At 74.2% G+C, this 16400-nt stretch carries 17 protein-coding genes; 10 read left to right on the plus strand and 7 right to left on the minus strand.

The features are described 5' to 3' along the window. A partial coding sequence (locus AB0N76_RS27575; RefSeq protein ID WP_363561473.1) for a hypothetical protein occupies positions 1–463 on the plus strand: 463 nt, incomplete at its 5' end. Between the two features lie 22 nt (positions 464–485). Next, the gene (locus AB0N76_RS27580) at positions 486–842 is read left to right on the plus strand and encodes a hypothetical protein (protein WP_363561475.1); all 357 of its coding nucleotides are present in this window, start codon (positions 486–488) and stop codon (positions 840–842) included. A gap of 135 nt (positions 843–977) precedes the next feature. Here AB0N76_RS27580 and AB0N76_RS27585 read toward each other — a convergent pair whose 3' ends face one another. The 3 genes from AB0N76_RS27585 to AB0N76_RS27595 all read right to left on the minus strand — a co-directional run bounded on the left by AB0N76_RS27585 (position 978) and on the right by AB0N76_RS27595 (position 3505). Further along, positions 978–1775 (minus strand): hypothetical protein, encoded by a 798-nt coding sequence (locus AB0N76_RS27585; protein WP_363561477.1) that lies wholly within the window; start codon positions 1773–1775, stop codon positions 978–980. Positions 1776–1794: 19 nt separating this feature from the next. Further along, a complete protein-coding gene (locus AB0N76_RS27590; RefSeq protein WP_363561479.1) occupies positions 1795–1995 on the minus strand; it encodes a hypothetical protein in 201 nt (66 codons plus the stop codon). Between the two features lie 136 nt (positions 1996–2131). After that, complete coding sequence (locus tag AB0N76_RS27595) at positions 2132–3505, minus strand: MATE family efflux transporter (protein WP_363561481.1); 1374 nt, start codon at positions 3503–3505, stop codon at positions 2132–2134. 202 nt (positions 3506–3707) lie between these two features. On the opposite strand from AB0N76_RS27595, the gene AB0N76_RS27600 reads away from it, so the two are divergent. From AB0N76_RS27600 to AB0N76_RS27630, 7 genes are all read left to right on the plus strand, one after another. Beyond that, entirely contained in the window at positions 3708–4250 is a 543-nt protein-coding gene (locus AB0N76_RS27600) for a PadR family transcriptional regulator (RefSeq protein ID WP_363561483.1), read from the plus strand. A 388-nt stretch (positions 4251–4638) separates the two neighbouring features. Continuing rightward, complete coding sequence (locus AB0N76_RS27605; RefSeq protein WP_363561549.1) at positions 4639–5385, plus strand: class I SAM-dependent methyltransferase; 747 nt, start codon at positions 4639–4641, stop codon at positions 5383–5385. Between the two features lie 177 nt (positions 5386–5562). Further along, positions 5563–6195, plus strand: a complete 633-nt coding sequence (locus tag AB0N76_RS27610) for a phosphatase PAP2 family protein (RefSeq protein WP_363561485.1) — start codon at positions 5563–5565, stop codon at positions 6193–6195. Between the two features lie 109 nt (positions 6196–6304). After that, positions 6305–7207 (plus strand): acyltransferase domain-containing protein, encoded by a 903-nt coding sequence (locus tag AB0N76_RS27615; RefSeq protein WP_363561487.1) that lies wholly within the window; start codon positions 6305–6307, stop codon positions 7205–7207. A gap of 252 nt (positions 7208–7459) precedes the next feature. After that, positions 7460–8305: an isocitrate lyase/PEP mutase family protein gene (locus tag AB0N76_RS27620; RefSeq protein WP_363561551.1), complete on the plus strand. Its 846-nt coding sequence runs from the start codon at positions 7460–7462 to the stop codon at positions 8303–8305. Positions 8306–8370: 65 nt separating this feature from the next. Then, positions 8371–8628: a hypothetical protein gene (locus AB0N76_RS27625; RefSeq protein ID WP_363561489.1), complete on the plus strand. Its 258-nt coding sequence runs from the start codon at positions 8371–8373 to the stop codon at positions 8626–8628. Positions 8629–8732: 104 nt separating this feature from the next. After that, positions 8733–9692: a bile acid:sodium symporter family protein gene (locus AB0N76_RS27630; RefSeq protein WP_363561491.1), complete on the plus strand. Its 960-nt coding sequence runs from the start codon at positions 8733–8735 to the stop codon at positions 9690–9692. 495 nt (positions 9693–10187) lie between these two features. On the opposite strand, the gene AB0N76_RS27635 is transcribed toward AB0N76_RS27630, so the two are convergent. The 3 genes from AB0N76_RS27635 to AB0N76_RS27645 are packed head-to-tail and all read right to left on the minus strand — an operon-like array spanning position 10188 to position 13326. After that, on the minus strand, positions 10188–11045 hold the full coding sequence (locus AB0N76_RS27635) for a hypothetical protein (RefSeq protein ID WP_363561493.1): 858 nt from the start codon (positions 11043–11045) through the stop codon (positions 10188–10190). After that, entirely contained in the window at positions 11042–12895 is a 1854-nt protein-coding gene (locus tag AB0N76_RS27640) for a GMC family oxidoreductase (protein ID WP_363561495.1), read from the minus strand. Before AB0N76_RS27640 ends, AB0N76_RS27635 begins: the two co-directional genes overlap by 4 nt. Next, positions 12892–13326 carry a hypothetical protein gene (locus tag AB0N76_RS27645; RefSeq protein ID WP_363561497.1) on the minus strand — a complete coding sequence of 145 codons (435 nt, stop codon included), beginning with the start codon at positions 13324–13326 and terminating at the stop codon, positions 12892–12894. The genes AB0N76_RS27640 and AB0N76_RS27645 overlap by 4 nt, the downstream gene beginning before the upstream one ends. 335 nt (positions 13327–13661) lie before the next feature. Here AB0N76_RS27645 and AB0N76_RS27650 point away from each other — a divergent pair, with 335 nt between their 5' ends. Beyond that, positions 13662–14456 (plus strand): DUF4389 domain-containing protein, encoded by a 795-nt coding sequence (locus AB0N76_RS27650; protein WP_363561499.1) that lies wholly within the window; start codon positions 13662–13664, stop codon positions 14454–14456. A 136-nt stretch (positions 14457–14592) separates the two neighbouring features. Here the strand turns inward: AB0N76_RS27650 and AB0N76_RS27655 are convergent, their stop codons facing one another. Further along, the gene (locus AB0N76_RS27655) at positions 14593–16392 is read right to left on the minus strand and encodes a S8 family serine peptidase (protein ID WP_363561553.1); all 1800 of its coding nucleotides are present in this window, start codon (positions 16390–16392) and stop codon (positions 14593–14595) included. Positions 16393–16400 lie beyond the last annotated feature (8 nt).

Consider the following 16400-nt stretch of genomic DNA (forward strand, 5'->3'; position numbering starts at 1 on the left):
CGCCACCGCCACCCGACGCGCCGTCGGCGGCACCGGTACCGGTACCCGCGGGCGGCTCGCCGCCGCCGGCGGCGGGTCGGAGGCCGCGGCGGCGGCCCGCACCGGCGTCAGCATCAAGTCGGTGCGCCTCGCGCTCGGCAAGGCCGGGATGAGCGTCAAGGGGTACGACATCGTCCACGTCCCGAAGATCGAGCACCCCAACTCCATCGCGCTCGGCAACAGCCCCTTCGGGGGGAAGGGCGGCGGCAACGCGCTGCGCGTCGCGATCACCGGGCCGAACGAGCTCCCGCTGATCGAGATCAGCACGGAGGGCCTGCGGGACATGGAGACGGCGCTCAAGACCATCCTCCACGAGCTCTACCATCACAAGACCGGGCACCTGCCCGATCTGGAGGAAGCGGCCGAGAACTATGCCGAGAAGCGGTACGCCGAGTACCTCCGCAGAACGAAGAAGAGGAAGTAAGGAAAGCAGTGGGAGCGCGGGAATGAAGGCCTACACCGACAGTGAGATCCGCGAGCTGGCCGGCCAGCCCGGCTTCGTCGACGACCAGTCGGAGAAGCTGTGCCCGGCCTGCGGGAAGCAAGCGGTGCGCAGCTACGTCTACGAGGGCAGCCGGGCCGGTCGGCCGGTGCTGTTCTGGCGGACGTGGTGCCACGCGTGCCGCCGGATGTGCAGCTCGGTCGGCGTGAAGCCCAAGCGGCTCGCGTTCGACGATCCGTTCGTCCGGATGACGCCGGACGAGCGGAGGGTCGTCTCGGCTGATTCGGACGGTTTCTTCGACCGGCTGGACCAGCTGTGGCGGAAGGGGACGCTGCCGCAGCGCTTCCACGGCGCCGCCTGAAACTCCTGATTCGAGGCACCGGCCGTCGGCCTCCAGGACCCGGAGCGGGTCCTGGAGGCCGACGGCGTTTCGGGGGGATCTCGCCGTTTCCGCCTTGCGGTTCGGGGCTCGCCGGTGGGCTCGGCCGGGGCTGGCTCAGCGGCGGACGAAGAAGGTCGCCGCGTCGCGGTTGCCGAGCCAGCGCAGGGTGAGCGGGCAGTGGGACAGCGGGCGCCAGTGGGCGGCGAGTTCGGCGAAGAAGGACGGCTCGGCGCAGAGGCCGCCGGGGCGGTCGCCGAGGTAGAGGACGCCGGGGCCCCGGTAGGCGCGCAGGGCGTCGACGGCCATCGGGTCGCCGTGCGGCGGCCAGAGCAGGGCGAGCACCCGGTCAGGGTGGGCGGCCGCGTCCTCGGCGGCCCGGCCGGGCCCGACCTCGGTGTACTGGAAGCGGTCGGTGAACCCGTTCCGCCCGGCCCGGGCCTCCGCGTCGGTGGCCAGCACGTCGACGCCGCGGGCGCGCAGCAGCCAGGCCCAGTAGCCGCTGCCCGCGCCGACCTCCAGCAGGCCGCGCCCGTCCAGACAGCCGGTGATCCAGTCCAGGGCGGTGCGGGAGGCCAGCGCCCAGCTGTAGATCCGGGAGAGCTCCTGCCGCCGGGGCAGCGGCCGCCCCAGCTCGGCGGGGAGGTGGTCGAAGACCTCGATCACCGGCCGCTCGCGGGTGCCGTGCCGCAGCGCGGGATACCAGAGCAGCGGGACCATCTGCGGGTTCCGCGCGGCGAACTCGACGTCCTGCTCGGGGAGCAGGTCGCCGAGTTGCCGGAACGGGCGGCCCCAGCCCGGGTGGTGCAGCTCGGGCCGCTCGGGCCGGGAGGCCCAGAGGTGGATGAGCCGCTCGGCGGTCTCGGCGACCAGCCGGGCGGTGGGGTCGCCGGACGCCCCGCTTCGTTCGTTCATCGGGGCGGCCGGTGACCCGTCAGAGCGCCATGTGGTCCTGGACGACCAGGCCACCGGCGATGTCGGCCGGCTGGCCGAGCATCCCCATGTGCGCCTCGACGACGATGCCGGGCGTGTCGGCGGGCTCCTGCACGGCGCTCACGCCGCCCACGACGGCGGCGGCCGCGAGCGCCGCGGTGGCGGCACCGATCAGGGCGGTGTGACGGTTGCTCAGTTCCATCGCGCTACCTTCGGTCTCGAACGATCGATCGCGCGCAGTCTAGGCAGGGGGATCCGCTCGTTCAATCGATTTTCCGACGGCCTTCCGGCGGCTTTCCCGCGGCCCGTACGGCCTGGCCGCCGACCTGCCCTCCCGCTCACTCGACCGCCGCCGGTGCGCGCCGGACCGGTCGTCCGCCGGCGCCGGACGGCCGGTGCCCGACCGGCGGCCGACGGCGGCCCACCAGGAGGTGGAGCAGAGCGAGTTGGGCGAGCGCGCCGATCGTCATACCGGCCCAGAGGCCGTCGACGCCGATCGGGCCGGACAGCGCGGCACCGGCGGCGAGCTGCGCGGCGAGGCCGAGCAGCACGGCGAGCACCAGCCGCCGCCCCGCGCCGGTCGCCTGGTGGACACCGCCGAGGGCGACCACGAGCGCGTAGGGCAGCAGGTAGAGGCCCGCCATCCGGAGGAAGCCGACCGCCTCGCCGGCCACCGCCGGGTCGTCGGTGAACAGCGCGGCCACCGGCGTGGCGGCGGCCACGCAGAGGACGGCGGCGCCCGTGCCGAGGACGGCCGCCAGCCGCGCGGTGTCCCGGCCGAGGGCGCGGACGGCGGCGGCGGAACCGGCTCCGGTGAGCCGGGCGGCCTCGATGGCGGCCGCCTGGCGGACGGCGTAGAAGGCCATGGTGACGATCAGCAGGACCCGGTAGCCGACCCCGTACCCCGCGACGGCGGGCACCCCGAAGGAGGCGACCAGGCCGAGCTGGGCCGTCCCGACGCCCATCCGCGCGGTGAAGTCCAGGCCGAACGGCGCGCCCGCCGACACGATCGCGCGGGCCGTCGGCAGCAGCCCGGGCGCGTCCGCCGGGGCGGGCTCGTCCACCGGGGAGGACAGCCGGTGGCGGCGCCTGAGCAGGAGGGTGGCGGCGAGGGCGACGGCCCGGGAGAGGGTCAGCGCGAGCGCGGCGCCGGTGACGCCGAGGGCGGGGAGCGGGCCGGGGCCGAGGATCAGCAGCGGGTCCAGGACGAGCAGCAGGGAGTTGGCGAGCAGCGCCATCCGCATCGGCGTCCGGGTGTCGCCGACGCCCTTGAACAGCTCGTCGGCGACACGCTGGCCGAAGAACAGCGCGAAGGAGGGGAAGGCGACGGCGAAGTAGTCGGCGGCCAGCGTGGCGGCCGCGCCGTCCAGGAAGCTGTGGGCGAGCGGCTCGCGGAGCAGGAAGCCGGGGACGGCGAGCGCGAGGCTGCCGAGGGCGCAGAGCCGCCAGGCCGCCCGGGCGACCCGCCCGGCGGCGGCCCGGTCGCCGGCGCCGTGGGCGTGCGAGAGCCGCACGGTGACGCCCGAGCTCACCACCAGGACGAGGCCGAGCAGCAGGTTCTCCACGGTGCCGGCCAGGGTGACGGCGGCGACGGCCGGTCCGCCGAGCCCGGCCACCCAGTAGGTGCCGATGACGGCCGCGATCACTCCGGACAGCAGTTCGCCGTAGACCGGTCCCGCCAGCGCGACGAGTCGCGGCAGGTGTCCCCGCATGGTTCCTCCCCGTTCCCCCGGCCGCGTCCCGACGGGCGGCCGATCCTCGAATAGAGATACCTCGAATCGATGCACCTCGGCAAGAGGTACGATGAGTCCGGCGCAGGGCGCGCGGACTGCGCGCACGCTCGGCCGACCGGGTGATCGGCGCCCGCGGGCAAGAGGCCGGGTGGACCACCCCGACGACGGAAGGACCTCGACCGTGCTGACCCTCGCGATCCTCGGCTTCCTGCACGACGAACCGCTGCACGGCTACGAGCTGAAGTCCCGGATCACCGGCCTCACCGGCCACGTCCGACCGGTCAGCGACGGCGCGCTCTACCCCGCGATCACCCGCCTGGAGAAGGCCGGACTGCTGCTCCGGCGCAGCGAGCCGGGCAGCGGGGCCGTCCCCCGCCAGGTCCTGGAACTCACCGCCGAGGGGCGGGCCGAGCTGGAGCGCCGGCTGGCCGAACCGGAACAGGCCGAGATCTCCGACCAGATCCGCTTCTTCACCGTCGCCGCCTTCCTCGACCGCCTCACCGATCCGGCCCGGCAGGCCGCGGTGCTCCGGCGGCGGCTCGCCTTCCTGGAGGCGCCGAGCAGCTTCTTCTACGACGCCGACGGCCGTCCGGTGACCGCCGAGCAGGAGCGCAATCCGTTCCGGCGCGGCATGCTGCTGGTCGCCCGGGCGTCCGGGGCCGCCGAGCGGGCCTGGCTGGCGGAGACGATCGCCGCGCTGGAGAACAGCCCCACGGGCGGCTGACCGGCCCGTACGGCGCACCTTCCGGAGCGGTATCCGCTCCCCCGGCGCGTCGCTATGATGAGCCGCCTCACCCCACGGCCGACCCGTCCGGTACCACGGCACCGCCGCGAGTGACCAGTCCGCCGGGCCCCGCCCGCGCTCGCTCCGCCCGCCCAGGGAGACCGCCGTGACCAGTGCCGACACCTCCGCCGCCGACGCCTCCGCCACGGATGCCTCCGCCGCCGCTTCCGACGGTGCCGCCGCCGGTGCCGCCGCCCGTTCCGGTACGCCGGTGGACGGCGGGGCCGCGCCCCGGCCGGCCACCGATCGGGACTCCATCCCCGGCTGGTTCTTCCGCCTCGACCGGGACGCCTTCGAGCACCTCCTCGCCGCCCAGAGCGCGGCGGGCGTGCGCGGCGACATCCTGGAGCTCGGCAGCTACCTCGGCCGCAGCGCCGTCGTCCTCGGCGACCTCCTGCGGCCGGGCGAGCGGTTGACGGTCTGCGACCTGTTCGACTCCGAGGCGGGGGACGCCGAGAACGCCGCCGAGATGACGATGTCCTACCGCTCCTCGCTCACCCGGAGCGCGTTCGAGGCCAACTACCTGGCGTTCCACCCGGAGCTGCCGGTGATCGTGCAGGCGCCGACCTCGGTCCTCGCCGACGGCCGCGTCCCGGCCGGCAGCTGCCGCTTCGTCCACGTCGACGCCTCCCACCTGTACGAGCACGTGGTGGGGGACATCGAGGTCGCGCGGCGGGCGCTGGCCGAGGACGGGCTGGTGGTGCTGGACGACTACCGGTCGGAGCACACCCCGGGCGTGTCGGCGGCCGTCTGGCAGGCGGTGTTCACGGCCGGGCTGCGGCCGGTGCTGCTGACGCCGATGAAGTTCTACGGGACGTGGGGCGACCCGGAGCCGGTCCGGGAGGTGCTGCTGGCCCGGGACTGGCGGGCCGAGGGGTACACGGTGGACGAGGACACCATCGCGGACCTGCGCGTGCTGCGGCTGAACTACGTCGTGCAGCCGCCGGCGGCGGCGCGCTCGGGTCCGCGCCGACTGCTGCTGGAGCTGCTGCCGCCGGTGGCCACCCGGGCGGTCCGGCGGGCGCTGCGGGCACTGCGCGGGCGCCGCGCCGCCGGGGCGGCCGGCCCGCGCTGAGCAGCCGCTCCGGTACGGCCGGCTCGGTTCGGCTCGGGGGACGACTCGGCACGGGGGGGGACGACTCGGCCCGGGGGGGGACGGCTCGGCACGGGGGACGACTCGGCCGGCAACTACGCTGTCCGCCATGCGTCGAACGATCATGACCGCCGTCACCCGCCCCGGCCGGCCGCTCCGGTGAGCACCTTCGTCCCGCCCGAGCCACCGGCCTTCGCCGCCGCCTCGCCGCGCGAGCGGGCGGCGCGGATCGTCACCGAGGTGCTCGCGCCCGCCCATCTGGTGATCGCCCTGTTGCTGCTGGTCGGCGCCCACGCCACCGCGGGCTGGTCCGGCCTGGGCTGGGGGCTGCTGGCGGCGCTGTTCTGCGGGGTGGTGCCGATCGGCGTCATCGCGCTCGGGGTGCGGCGCGGCAAGCTGACCGACAAGCACATCCGGCTCCGCCGCCAGCGGGTGGTGCCGATGGCGGTCAGCCTGTCCTCGGTGGTCGCCGGGGTCGCGCTGCTGTACCTGCTGCACGCTCCGGCCGAGGTCGGGGCGCTGGTGGTGGCGATGCTGGTCGGGCTGGTGTCGGCCCTGGCCGTGACGGTGTGGTGGCAGATCTCGCTGCACAACGCGGTGGCCGGGGGCACCGCGATGATCCTGCTGCTGGCGCTCGGCCCGGCGTCGCCGGCGCTGCTGGTGGCGGCCGTGTCGATCCCGGTGGGAGTGGGCTGGTCGCGGCTGGCGCTCAAGGCGCACACGCCGGCGCAGGTGCTGGCCGGTACGGCGCTCGGCGGCGTCTCCGCGCTGGTCTTCGCGCTGCTGCGCTGAACGCGGCTTTTCCCCGGATGCCCCCGCCGCGTCACCGGGGCCGTCGGTAGGGTCGGCCGGTCGGGCCCGCCGACCGGGCGGGGCCGTCCGTAGACCCGTGGAGGGGACCGTGGAGCCGTATCTGCCGACGGACGAGGACCTGGTCGACGCGCTGCTGGCGCTGGCGGTGCCGTTCGAGGAGGTGAACGGCCTGCTGGCGGCCCGGGCCCGGCTCGCCCGGGACGCGGGGCTGCGGGCGCTCTTCGAGGAGGCGCTGCACGCCCAGGCCGCCGCCGTGGGGACGCTGGGCGAGCCGTCCGGGCTCACCCCGGACCGGCCGGTCGGCGTCGACGGTGCCGAGGCGCTCGCGCCGCTGCTGTTCGTCGCGCTGGCCCCGCGGACCCGGGCCCTCCACCGGGAGCTGGGCGTACCGGCCGGGGTGACCCGCGCGACGCTGGCCGACCTCGGTCGGCAGCTCGCGGTCAGCCGGTGGCGCGGCCGGGCCGGACTGGCCAATCCGCGCTGGCTGACCCTGCACTTCCGGGGCGAGCTGTTCCAGCTCGGCCGGCTCCAGTTCCAGCGCAGACTGCTCACCGGGCCGGACGCGGCGGCGGCCCGGGCGGCGGGGTACGGCGAGTGGAGCCTCCAACTGCACATCCCGGACCACTGCGGCCCGCTCTCCCCCGCCGCCTGCGACCGCGCGCTGGACCGGGCCCGGGCGTTCTTCCCCCGGCACTTCCCGGCCGAGCCGTACTCGACCGTCCGCATCTTCTCCTGGCTGCTGGACCCGCAGCTCGCCGCCTACCTGCCCACCGGATCGAACATCCTGCGGTTCCAGCGGCGGTTCGCGCCCGCGCCGCGGACCAGGCCGCCGACGGCGCCCGAGGACGACAACCCGCTGCGCTACGTCTTCGGCGACGCCGACCGGCCGCTCGACTCCCTGCCCCGGGACACCGCCGTCCAGCGCGCCCTGGTCGACCACCTCAAGGCGGGCGGGCACTGGTACGTGACCGGTGGCTGGGCGGCCTTCTGATGCGTTTTCGCCATTCCCTTTCCTCATATCAATATGACTGCGCTTCACTCCAACGAGGGAACTTCTCTTAAAGATTTGCCCACGGAACATTAAAGTGCGCATAGTGATGACGCCTCAGTTGGCCCTAGTAATGGCCAAATTATGGCAAAGCCCGTGCGTGTCGCGCACGGGTTCCCGACAGGTGAGGAGACGGCGTTGCGTCACGGAAACCTTCACGACGGATACGGGCTCGGCCACGGGTACGGGCAGCGGTTGCGCGAGCGGATCGCCGGGCCCGGCACCACCCCCCTCATCGGCGTCTACGACATGTACTCCGCCTCGATCGCGGCCGAGCACTACGACGGCATGTTCGTCTCCGGCTTCGGCTTCGCGGCCTCCTACTACGGCCTGCCCGATATCGGCTTCATCGCCTGGCCGGACATGGTCGCCTTCGTCGAGCGGCTGCGCGGCGCCTTCCCCCGGCACCACCTGCTGGTCGACATCGACGACGGCTACGTCGACCCCGAGGTGGCCTGCCACGTGGTGCGGCGGCTGGAGCGGATCGGCGCCTCGGGCGTCATCCTGGAGGACCAGAAGCGGCCGCGCCGCTGCGGGCACGCCGACGGCAAGCAGGTCCTCCCCCTCGACGAGTACCTGGAGAAGCTCGACCAGGTCCTCGCCGCCCGGACGGACCTCGTCGTGGTGGCCCGCACCGACGCCACCGAGGAGGCCGACATCCTGCGCCGGGCCGAGGCGCTCGCCGCCACCGACGCGGACGTGATCCTGGTCGACGGCGTGCGCAGCGAGGAGTGGATCCGGCGGGTGCGGCGGGTCGTCGGTGACAAGCCGCTGCTGTTCAACCAGATCGCCGGCGGCAAGTCGCCCCGGCTGTCGCTCTCCGAGCTCGGCGAGCTGGGGGTGGACGTCGCGATCTACAGCACCCCGTGCCTGTTCGCGGCCCACCGGGCGATGGACGAGGCGCTCGCCGGGCTCAAGGTCGCGGACGGCCGGCTGCCGGCCGCCGCCGGGGAGAGCCGGGAGATCGGCGTCCGCGAGTCCACCGAACTGCTGGAGCGCAACATCGCCCGGTCGAACGTCCCCGAGGGGGTGGGCGTGTGACGTTCCGGATGCCGTTCCGAATGACCGTCCGGATGCCGTTCCGGACGCCGCGGGCCCGTCGACGGATGGCCGCCGCAGGACTCGCGGCCGTCTGCGCGGTCCTCGGCCTCGCGGCTCCGGCGGCGGCCGCCGAGCGCAGCCTGATCACCGTGATCGACAACTCCCAGGCGGACTCGATCATCGAGATCGACCGGACGGCCAACCTCCAGACCGGGCACGGCTCGGCCGGGAGCGACCACGACGGCTCCACCACCCTGGTGAGCGCTCTGCTCGGGCTCGCCCCGACAGGCCCGGTGGAGGAGGAACCGGAGGGCGAGGAATGACAACGATCCGTCAGCACCGGGCGCCGCCGCCCGCCGTCCGGGGCCGTCCGCCCACACCCGACAGGGACCCTCGGCGACCGTGGTGGCGAGTCCTCGATCCGTACGTGGCCGCGCTCGCCGGCGCAGTGGCGCTCGCCGCGCTGCTGCCCGCCACCGGGCGGGCGGCGGTGGCTGCCGAGCTGGCCTGCGACCTCGCGGTCGGGCTGCTGTTCTTCCTGTACGGCGCCCGGCTCTCCACCCGGGAGACCCTCGCTGGGCTTCGCCACCTCCGGCTGCACGGCCTGGTCCTCGGCTGCACCTTCGTCCTGTTCCCGCTGCTCGGGCTCGTCGCGACGGCGCTGGCACCCGTGCCGCTGACCGAGCAGCTGCGGACCGGGGTGCTGTTCCTCTGCCTGGTGCCGTCCACCGTGCAGTCCTCGGTGGCGCTCACCGGCGCCGCCCGGGGCAACGTCCCGGCCGCGATCTGCGCCGGCACCTACTCCAGCCTGCTCGGCCTGCTGCTGACCCCGCTCCTCGCCGCCTGGCTGCTGGACGCCCGCGCCGCCCTGTCGGCCGACGGCCTGCTGCGGATCTGCGCCCAGCTGCTCGCCCCGTTCGTGGCCGGCCAGCTGCTGCGCCCGTGGATCGGCGGCTTCCTGAGCCGCCACCGGCGGGTGCTCACCCCGGTCGACCGGGGCTCGATCCTCCTGGTCGTCTACACCGCGTTCAGCGGCGCGGTCGACCAGGGCATCTGGGCCACCGTCACCCCGTCCGCACTGCTCGGCCTGCTGGCGGTCCTGCTCGCCCTGCTCGCGACGGCCCTGGCCGCCGCCCGCCTGGCCGCCCGCCTCCTACGACTGGACCGCGGCTCCGAAGTGGCCGCCGTACTCTGCGGCTCCCAGAAGAGCCTGGCCAACGGCCTCCCGATGGCCACCGTCCTCTTCGGCCCCCAAGCCGCCCTCGTGGTGCTCCCCCTGATGATCTACCACCAACTCCAACTCCTGGCCGGCACCCTCCTCACCACCCACTGGTCCCGCACCTCCCCCGCCCACCCGCCCGCAGAGGCGGCGCCTCGGCCGACCTGATGCGGGGCGAGGCCGGGGGCGGCCACTGATCCCGCACCTCGGCTACCCAGCCCACCGGCGGCCTCCTTCCCCATTCGACCACCCGCCCCGCAGAAACTGCGGCTCGGTCACCCCGGGGCATGGCAGGGCAGGGGGCACCCACTGATCCGGCTCCCCACCCCCGGCCACATAGGCGGCAGCTCGGGCGGACCCACGCGGAGCACGCCCACCAGTCCAACACCTCCGCTACCCCGCCCCCACCCAACCACCCGACCCACAGCAGCGGTGGCTCGATCGGACCCGCGCGGAGCACACCCACCAATCCCACACCTCGGCCACCCCACCTACCCAACCACCAGCGTCCTCCCCCCACACCCGGCCGCCTGCCCCACCCGCCCCGCGGAGGCGGCAGGTCGGGCGGCCCGTTGCTGGGCGGGGCCGGGGGTGGGGGTCAGGGGTTGGGGTGGTCGGCGGCAGGTCGGGCGGCCCGATACCGGGCGGGGCCGGGGGTGGGGATCAGGGGATGTAGTAGGGGCGGTGGTGGGCGGCTACGGGGGCGGACTGGTAGGTCCAGACGGCCGCGGCCGGGGCGTTGCCGAGGAGGCGGGCGAGGTCAGCGGTGGACTCGGCGGTGCGGTCGCCGGGGCGGTGGCCGCCGAGGGTGAGGCGGACCCGGTCGGCGGTGCGGACGTCCAGGGGGTGGAGGCGGTAGGGCTGGTTGACGGTGAGGGGGCCGGCCAGCAGGCGGCCCTCCGGGTCGGTGCCGTAGCCGGTGACCGGGGTGTTGATGATCGGCTCGCCGTCCAGGCCGGCGAGGTCGGCTTCGAGGGAGAAGAGTTCCTCCTCGTGGCGGCGGAGGCCGTCCGGCTCCAGGGTCGCCCGGTGGCAGGAGAAGGACCAGCGGTCGTGCACGGCGGCCGCGTTGAGCGAGGGAAGGACGGTGGTGAACCAGCCGGGGTGCTTGGGTTCGGCGTAGAGCCGGGTGCCGGCGTCGATGGCGAGCGGGTTGTCGCAGAGCACGTGGAGCCGGGCGATGCCGAGCAGTCGGGTCTGGTCGTGGCCCCGGGCGTACTGGCCGTAGTCGACGGCCGGGAGCCGGTCGGCGGCGGAGCGCGGGTGGGCGATCACGTTGATCTCCACCTCCTGGGTGATCCCGCCGCCGGTCGGGTACTGGGCGAAGTACAGCTGGTAGTTGAGCGAGACACAGGCCCGCCCGCCGAAGTCGGCGGCGGCCAGCGCGGGGTGGCGCTTGGCCAGCAGCTCGTGCACCGGGCCGGGGTCGACCAGGTAGTCCACGCCGATGTTGTGCAGCGCGCCGTAGTGGAAGGGCAGGTGGTACGGCTCCGGTACCGGGGGCAGGGGCAAGCCGGTCATGAGGACTCCCGGGGTGAGGTGGTAGCGAAGGGATCGGCCGCGAAGGAATCGGGGTCGGCGGACGAGCCGGTGGTGAGGGTGACCGGTCGGCGCAGCGAGGCCAGGTCCCGGTGGATGCGGTCGGCGCTGCGCAGGGCGAGCGCGGCCATGGTGAGCGAGGGATTGGAGGTGCCGAGGGAGGGCATGGAACCGCAGCCGACGGCGTACAGGTTGGGGTGGTCCCAGCAGCGCTGCCACTGGTCGACCACGGAGGTGGCCGGCGAGTCGCCCATGATGTGGGTGCCGCCGGCGTGGCCGGCGCCCCGGTAGGCGTAGGGCCGACCCTCGTGTTCGAGCCGTCCCGGCCAGCGCGGGCCGGCCTCGTAGCGGGTGTGGTCCTCCGCGCCGAGCAGGGCGAACAACTGGTCGGAAACGGCCCGGGCGGAGACCATGCCGTGCCGGACGTAGCCGGAGAGGTCGTAGTGGATGGCGGGGCGCGGCAGGCCGAGGCGGTCCCGGCGGTCGTGGTCGAGGGTGACCCGGTTGGCCGGGTCGGCCGGCTGCTCCAGCTCGAACTGGAGCGAGAACTGTCGGCCGAGCCGGTCGCCGAGCCGGTCGCGCAGTTCCTTGCCGCGCAGTCCGGCGCGCAGCATGGCCTCGGTCTCGGTCCGGGGGTCTCCCCCAGCCCAGGACCAGCCCCAGTTGCCGATCTCGATCCGGAACGGCGCCCGACGGGCGCGGGCCGGGCCGAAGCGGAAGGCCTCCAGCCCGCTGGTGGAGCCCGGGCCGCGGTAGGGGCCGGTGGGTTCCGGCAGCAGGCCCCAGGTGAGCAGCGCCGGGTGGTCCATCAGGTTGCGACCGACCTGGTCGCTCCGGTTGGCCAGGCCGGAGAGGAGGAGCAGTCGGGCGTTCTCGATGGCGTGGGCGGCGAGCACGACCAGGTCGGCGGTGGCCCGGTGGGTGCCGCCCCCGGCGAGGTACTCCACGCCGGTGACCCGGCCGTCGGCGGCGCCGTCGACGAGGACCCGGCTCACCACGGCGTCGGTGCGCAGCCGGACGCCGGGTGCCCAGCGGGCCTGGGTACGCAGCGGGGTGTACTTGGCGCCGGTCGGGCAGGCCGGGACGCAGGAGCCGGCGCCTTGGCAGAGCGGGCCCGCGGGCTGGTCCGCCGGGTCGTCCGGACGGGTGGGCCGGCCGTTGCGGGCGTGCGGGGTGGTGCTGACGGCGAGCCGGGCGTCCTCGGCGGCGGCTGGGTCGCGGACGGTCCGGCCGTCGAGGGCGCGGGCGAGCGTCCGGTCGAGGTGGGCGGCGGGAATGGGGCGCATCGGGAAGGCGTAGTCGTCGGGGATGGGCAGTCCGACGGCGCGGCGTTGCTGATCGGCGTCGGCGGCGACGCCGAGCTCGTGCTCGGCCTGGCGGTAGTACGGTTCGAGGTCGTGGTAGCCGATCGGCCAGTTGCGGCCGTGGCCGAGGTCGGCGGTGTGGAAGTCCTCGGGGTGCATGCGCGGGGTGAGGCCGGTCCAGAGCAGTCCGGTGCCGCCGTTGGCGCGCAGGTAGCCGCTGGCGTAGGGCAGCGGGCCGTGCTGCCCGAGGTGGCCGGTGGCGGTGAAGCCGCCGTCGGGCAGGCCGAGGAGGTCGCTGACGTCCGGGGAGGGCGCGTCCTCGCTCCGCGGGTACGGGGAGGTGGGGGTGCCGCCGCCGGCCGCCCGGTACGCGGTGGCGGTGGTGGCGGAGTCGGGTACGGCGTGGCCGGCCTCCAGGACCAGGACGCGGTGGCCCTGGGCGCCGAGCCGGTGGGCGACCAGCGAGCCGGCGAAGCCCGCCCCGACGACGATGACGTCCCAGTGGTCGTGCTCGGCTGTCGCGTTCACCGGTCTCCTCCGAGCTGCGGGGCCTCGGACCAGCTGCCGTGGCCGGGGGCGGTGCTGCCGGGGGCGGCCCCGTGGAAGGTGCGCCACAGCAGCCCCTGGTCATGGGCCCGGGGCGAGGTGGGCGGTTCGTCGGGCCAGGCGCCGACGTACCAGAGGTGGAGCAGGGCGTGTTCGTCGCGGACCCGGTGGGCGAGGAGGGTGCGGTGGTGTTCGTGCGCCATTCCGGTGGCGCGCAGTTCGGTCTCGTCGAAGCCGGTCAGTTCGGCGGAGACGCGGAGGAAGGCGTCGAAGTCCGCGATCCCGGCGAGCTCGTCCCGGGCGGCGGGACCGAACGGGCCTGACTGGCCGAATGAGCCGGACTGGCCGGACTGATCGGGCCTGCCGGGCGGCGGCGGCCCCGGCAGGTGTTCGTGGTCGTCGATCGCTGGCAAACCCGGCACCCCCACGGTGAGCACTTCACGTCTGGGACATGACAGCCGATCGGGGCGGCGCCCGACCGTGACGTCAACGCGATGCTGCCCCCGTCACCCACCCCCGGCGAGGATCCGATCGGAATCGATCGATCAAGGTCGCTCAATGACCGTTTTCTTACCAATTGACGATCGGCAAGAGAGCAGATCGAATGCTGAAATGACCGCAGGAGACCGTTCGGGCCACCGTCCACCGAGTGGCGCAGCACGGCGCGCGGGCCCGGCGCGCGGCTGCGATCTTCGGAGCACGCGCGGGTTCACCGCGCCCCGCCCGGTGTCGAGACCTGGAGGCCCCGATGTGGCAGGCTCCCCCCGCAGCCACGCCCTACCCGACCGAGTGGCTGCCGGTGCTCGATCTGCCCGCTCCCGGGCCGCAGAACCGGCTGACCGTGCTGCTGCGCATCCTGCTGCTGATCCCGCAGTTCATCGTGCTCTGGGTGCTCTCGGTGGTGGCGTTCCTGGTCGCGGTGATCGGCTGGTTCGGCGCGCTGGTGCTGGGCCGGCTGCCGGGCTTCGCCGCCGACTACCTCGCCACGTACGTGCCGTACGAGACCCGGGTGACCGCGTATCTGATGCTGACGCACGACCGCTATCCGCCGTTCGGCTTCCAGGCTCCCGGTCACCCCGTCCAGGTGGAGCTGAGGCCGGGCGAGCTGAACCGGCTCGCGGTGCTGTTCCGGCTGATCCTGGTCATCCCGGCGGCGATCGTCCAGGGGCTGCTCTACGCCGGCTGGTGGGTGGTCGGCTGGATCAGCTGGCTGGTGGTGCTGATCCTGGGGCGGATGCCGCAACCGCTGTTCGAGGCGACGGCCGCGATCCTGCGCTACCGGATGCGCTACCTGGCCTACCTGCTGATGCTGACCTCCGCGTACCCGAAGGGGCTCTTCGGCGAGGAGCCGGGCTCGGTGCCGGGCGGTCCGGTGTCGGCGACCCGGCCGCTGGTGCTGAGCGGCGCCGGGCGCGGGCTGCTGATCGTCTTCCTGCTGCTCGGCCTGGTCTCCGGGGCCACCAGCTCGGTCACCGCGAGCGTCACCTCGGACGATGACGACGAGGTCCGGCAGGTCACCGGACCGCTGGCGCCGGGACCGTAGGGGAGGTCACCGGACCGCCCGGCAAAGAAGACCGGCCGGCGCGCCTCGTGAAGAGGTCGCGCCGGCCGGTCCGCGTCATACCCGTCCGTGCTGCCCGCTGGACCGGACGGACCGGGAAGGTACCCGGGGGTAGGGCCTAGAAGGTCAGGTTCCAGGCGTCGATCGTGCCGACGTCGCCCGCGGCGCCGTCCTTGACCCGCAGCTTCCAGGTCCCGTCGGCGGCGCTCGCGGAGGCGTTCACCGTGTACGTCTTGGCGACGTTGTCGGCGCTGTCGCTGTCCGCGAAGTCCTCCAGCAGGTAGACCGTGCCGTTCGGCGCGACCAGCGAGATCACCAGGTCACCGCGGTAGGTGTGCTTGATGTCCACGCCGACCTTGAGGGTGGCGGGGGCGTTGCCGCCGACGCCGGTGACGGTGATCGGGCTCTCCACGGTCGTGTTGTCGCCGATCGCGACGTCGGCCGTGTTCTCGAAGTACTTGCCGGTCGGCGGGGTGGAGCCGCCGACCGCCTTCAGCGCGTCGACCTGGCCCTCGCCGAAGAAGGCGTTGTTGGCGGTGGTCCCGGTGCAGCGGCTGTCGGAGGCCGGGCAGGCCACGTCGTTGGCCTGGGTGGCGAGCTTGGCCCGGATGTCGGCCGGGGTGAAGGTCGGGTTGGCGCTGGCGATCAGCGCCGCCACGCCGGTCACGTGCGGCGAGGCCATCGAGGTGCCGTTCTTGCTGCCGTACTTGCCGCCGGGCAGCGTGGAGTAGACGCCGGTGGCGCCGTCACCGCCGGGCGCGGCGACGTCGATGACGCCCCGGCCGAAGTTGGAGTAGGAGGCCTTGCCGGTGCCGCTGGCCATCGCGGCGACGGTCACCACGCCGGGCAGCTCGGTTGGGATGTCGATGCAGGCGTTGGTGATGGTCCGGGTGACCTTGGTGGAGTCGTTCGGGCTGTCGCTGTCGGTGGTCTTGTTGGCCAGGTCGTAGTTGGAGTTGCCGGCCGCGGCGACCTGCAGCGAACCCTTGCCCTCGGCGTACTCCTGGGCGCGCTTGACGCCCTCGATGATGGCCGCCTGGTCCAGGTTGTCCGGGCAGTTGAACTGCCACGGGTCGGTGTAGTAGCTGTTGTTGGTCACCTTGAAGCCGTGGTCACCGGCCCAGACGAATCCGCAGACGGTGTTCTCGGCGAAGAACAGGGTGCTGGTCGGCTCGGCGATCCGGACCGAGGCGATCTTGACGCCGGGGGCCACCCCGATGACGCCCTTGCCGTTCTTCGCCGCGGCTATGGTGCCGGCGACGTGCGTGCCGTGGGTGTCGACGTCGCGCCAGGCGCCGGTGCGGGTGTCGGCCTTGCCGTACGCGCAGGACGCCGAGTCGGCGGCGTCGAAGTTGGGCGCGAGGTCCTGGTGCTGGTCGTCCACACCGGTGTCCAGCACGCCGACCTTGACGGTGGGCGAGCCGGTGGAGACCGCCCAGGCCTGGTCGGCCTTGATCTGGGTCATGTCCCAGCGGTTGGTCTCGGTGAGCGTGGTCGCCGACTGGGCCGGGTTGGCCGGCAGGGCCGGGCTGTACGCGTCGGCCGGGACGTCCGAGGTCCGGGTCGCGCCGACCTGCTGGATCCCGGCCACCCCGCGCAGCGTGGCGGCGAAGGTGCCGGAGGTCGAGTGGGCGACGATGACGCCGATCGCGTCGTAACTCGCGAAGACGGTACCGCCGTTGGCGGCCACCGCGGTCTTGGCGGCGGCGACGTCGGCGGGGGCGCTGATCACCAGGTAGGCGCGGGTCCCGGCGGCCCAGCCGGCGGCGACCTGCGGGGCGGTCGCGGCGGACGGGGCGGCCGCGGGAGCCGCCGGAGTGGCGGAGTCCGGGACGGCGGACGTGGCGAGGGCGACGGGCGCGGCGGGAGCCGCGGTGGCCAGCGTCGCGGGGGTGACCAGGCTCGCGGCGGCGAGCAGTGCGAACA

Origin of the sequence: Kitasatospora sp. NPDC093806 (genome assembly GCF_040683335.1) — a bacterium.
Taxonomy (GTDB): domain Bacteria; phylum Actinomycetota; class Actinomycetes; order Streptomycetales; family Streptomycetaceae; genus Kitasatospora.

Bases quoted from the DNA above. Each gene is read 5' to 3' on its own strand.
- AB0N76_RS27590 (WP_363561479.1), bottom strand. From the start codon at position 1,995: ATGGAACTGAGCAACCGTCACACCGCCCTGATCGGTGCCGCCACCGCG.
- AB0N76_RS27580 (WP_363561475.1), top strand. From the start codon at position 486: ATGAAGGCCTACACCGACAGTGAGATCCGCGAGCTGGCCGGCCAGCCC.
- AB0N76_RS27595 (WP_363561481.1), bottom strand. From the start codon at position 3,505: ATGCGGGGACACCTGCCGCGACTCGTCGCGCTGGCGGGACCGGTCTAC.
- AB0N76_RS27650 (WP_363561499.1), top strand. From the start codon at position 13,662: ATGTGGCAGGCTCCCCCCGCAGCCACGCCCTACCCGACCGAGTGGCTG.
- AB0N76_RS27625 (WP_363561489.1), top strand. From the start codon at position 8,371: ATGGCCGCCGCAGGACTCGCGGCCGTCTGCGCGGTCCTCGGCCTCGCG.
- AB0N76_RS27635 (WP_363561493.1), bottom strand. From the start codon at position 11,045: ATGACCGGCTTGCCCCTGCCCCCGGTACCGGAGCCGTACCACCTGCCC.
- AB0N76_RS27585 (WP_363561477.1), bottom strand. From the start codon at position 1,775: ATGAACGAACGAAGCGGGGCGTCCGGCGACCCCACCGCCCGGCTGGTC.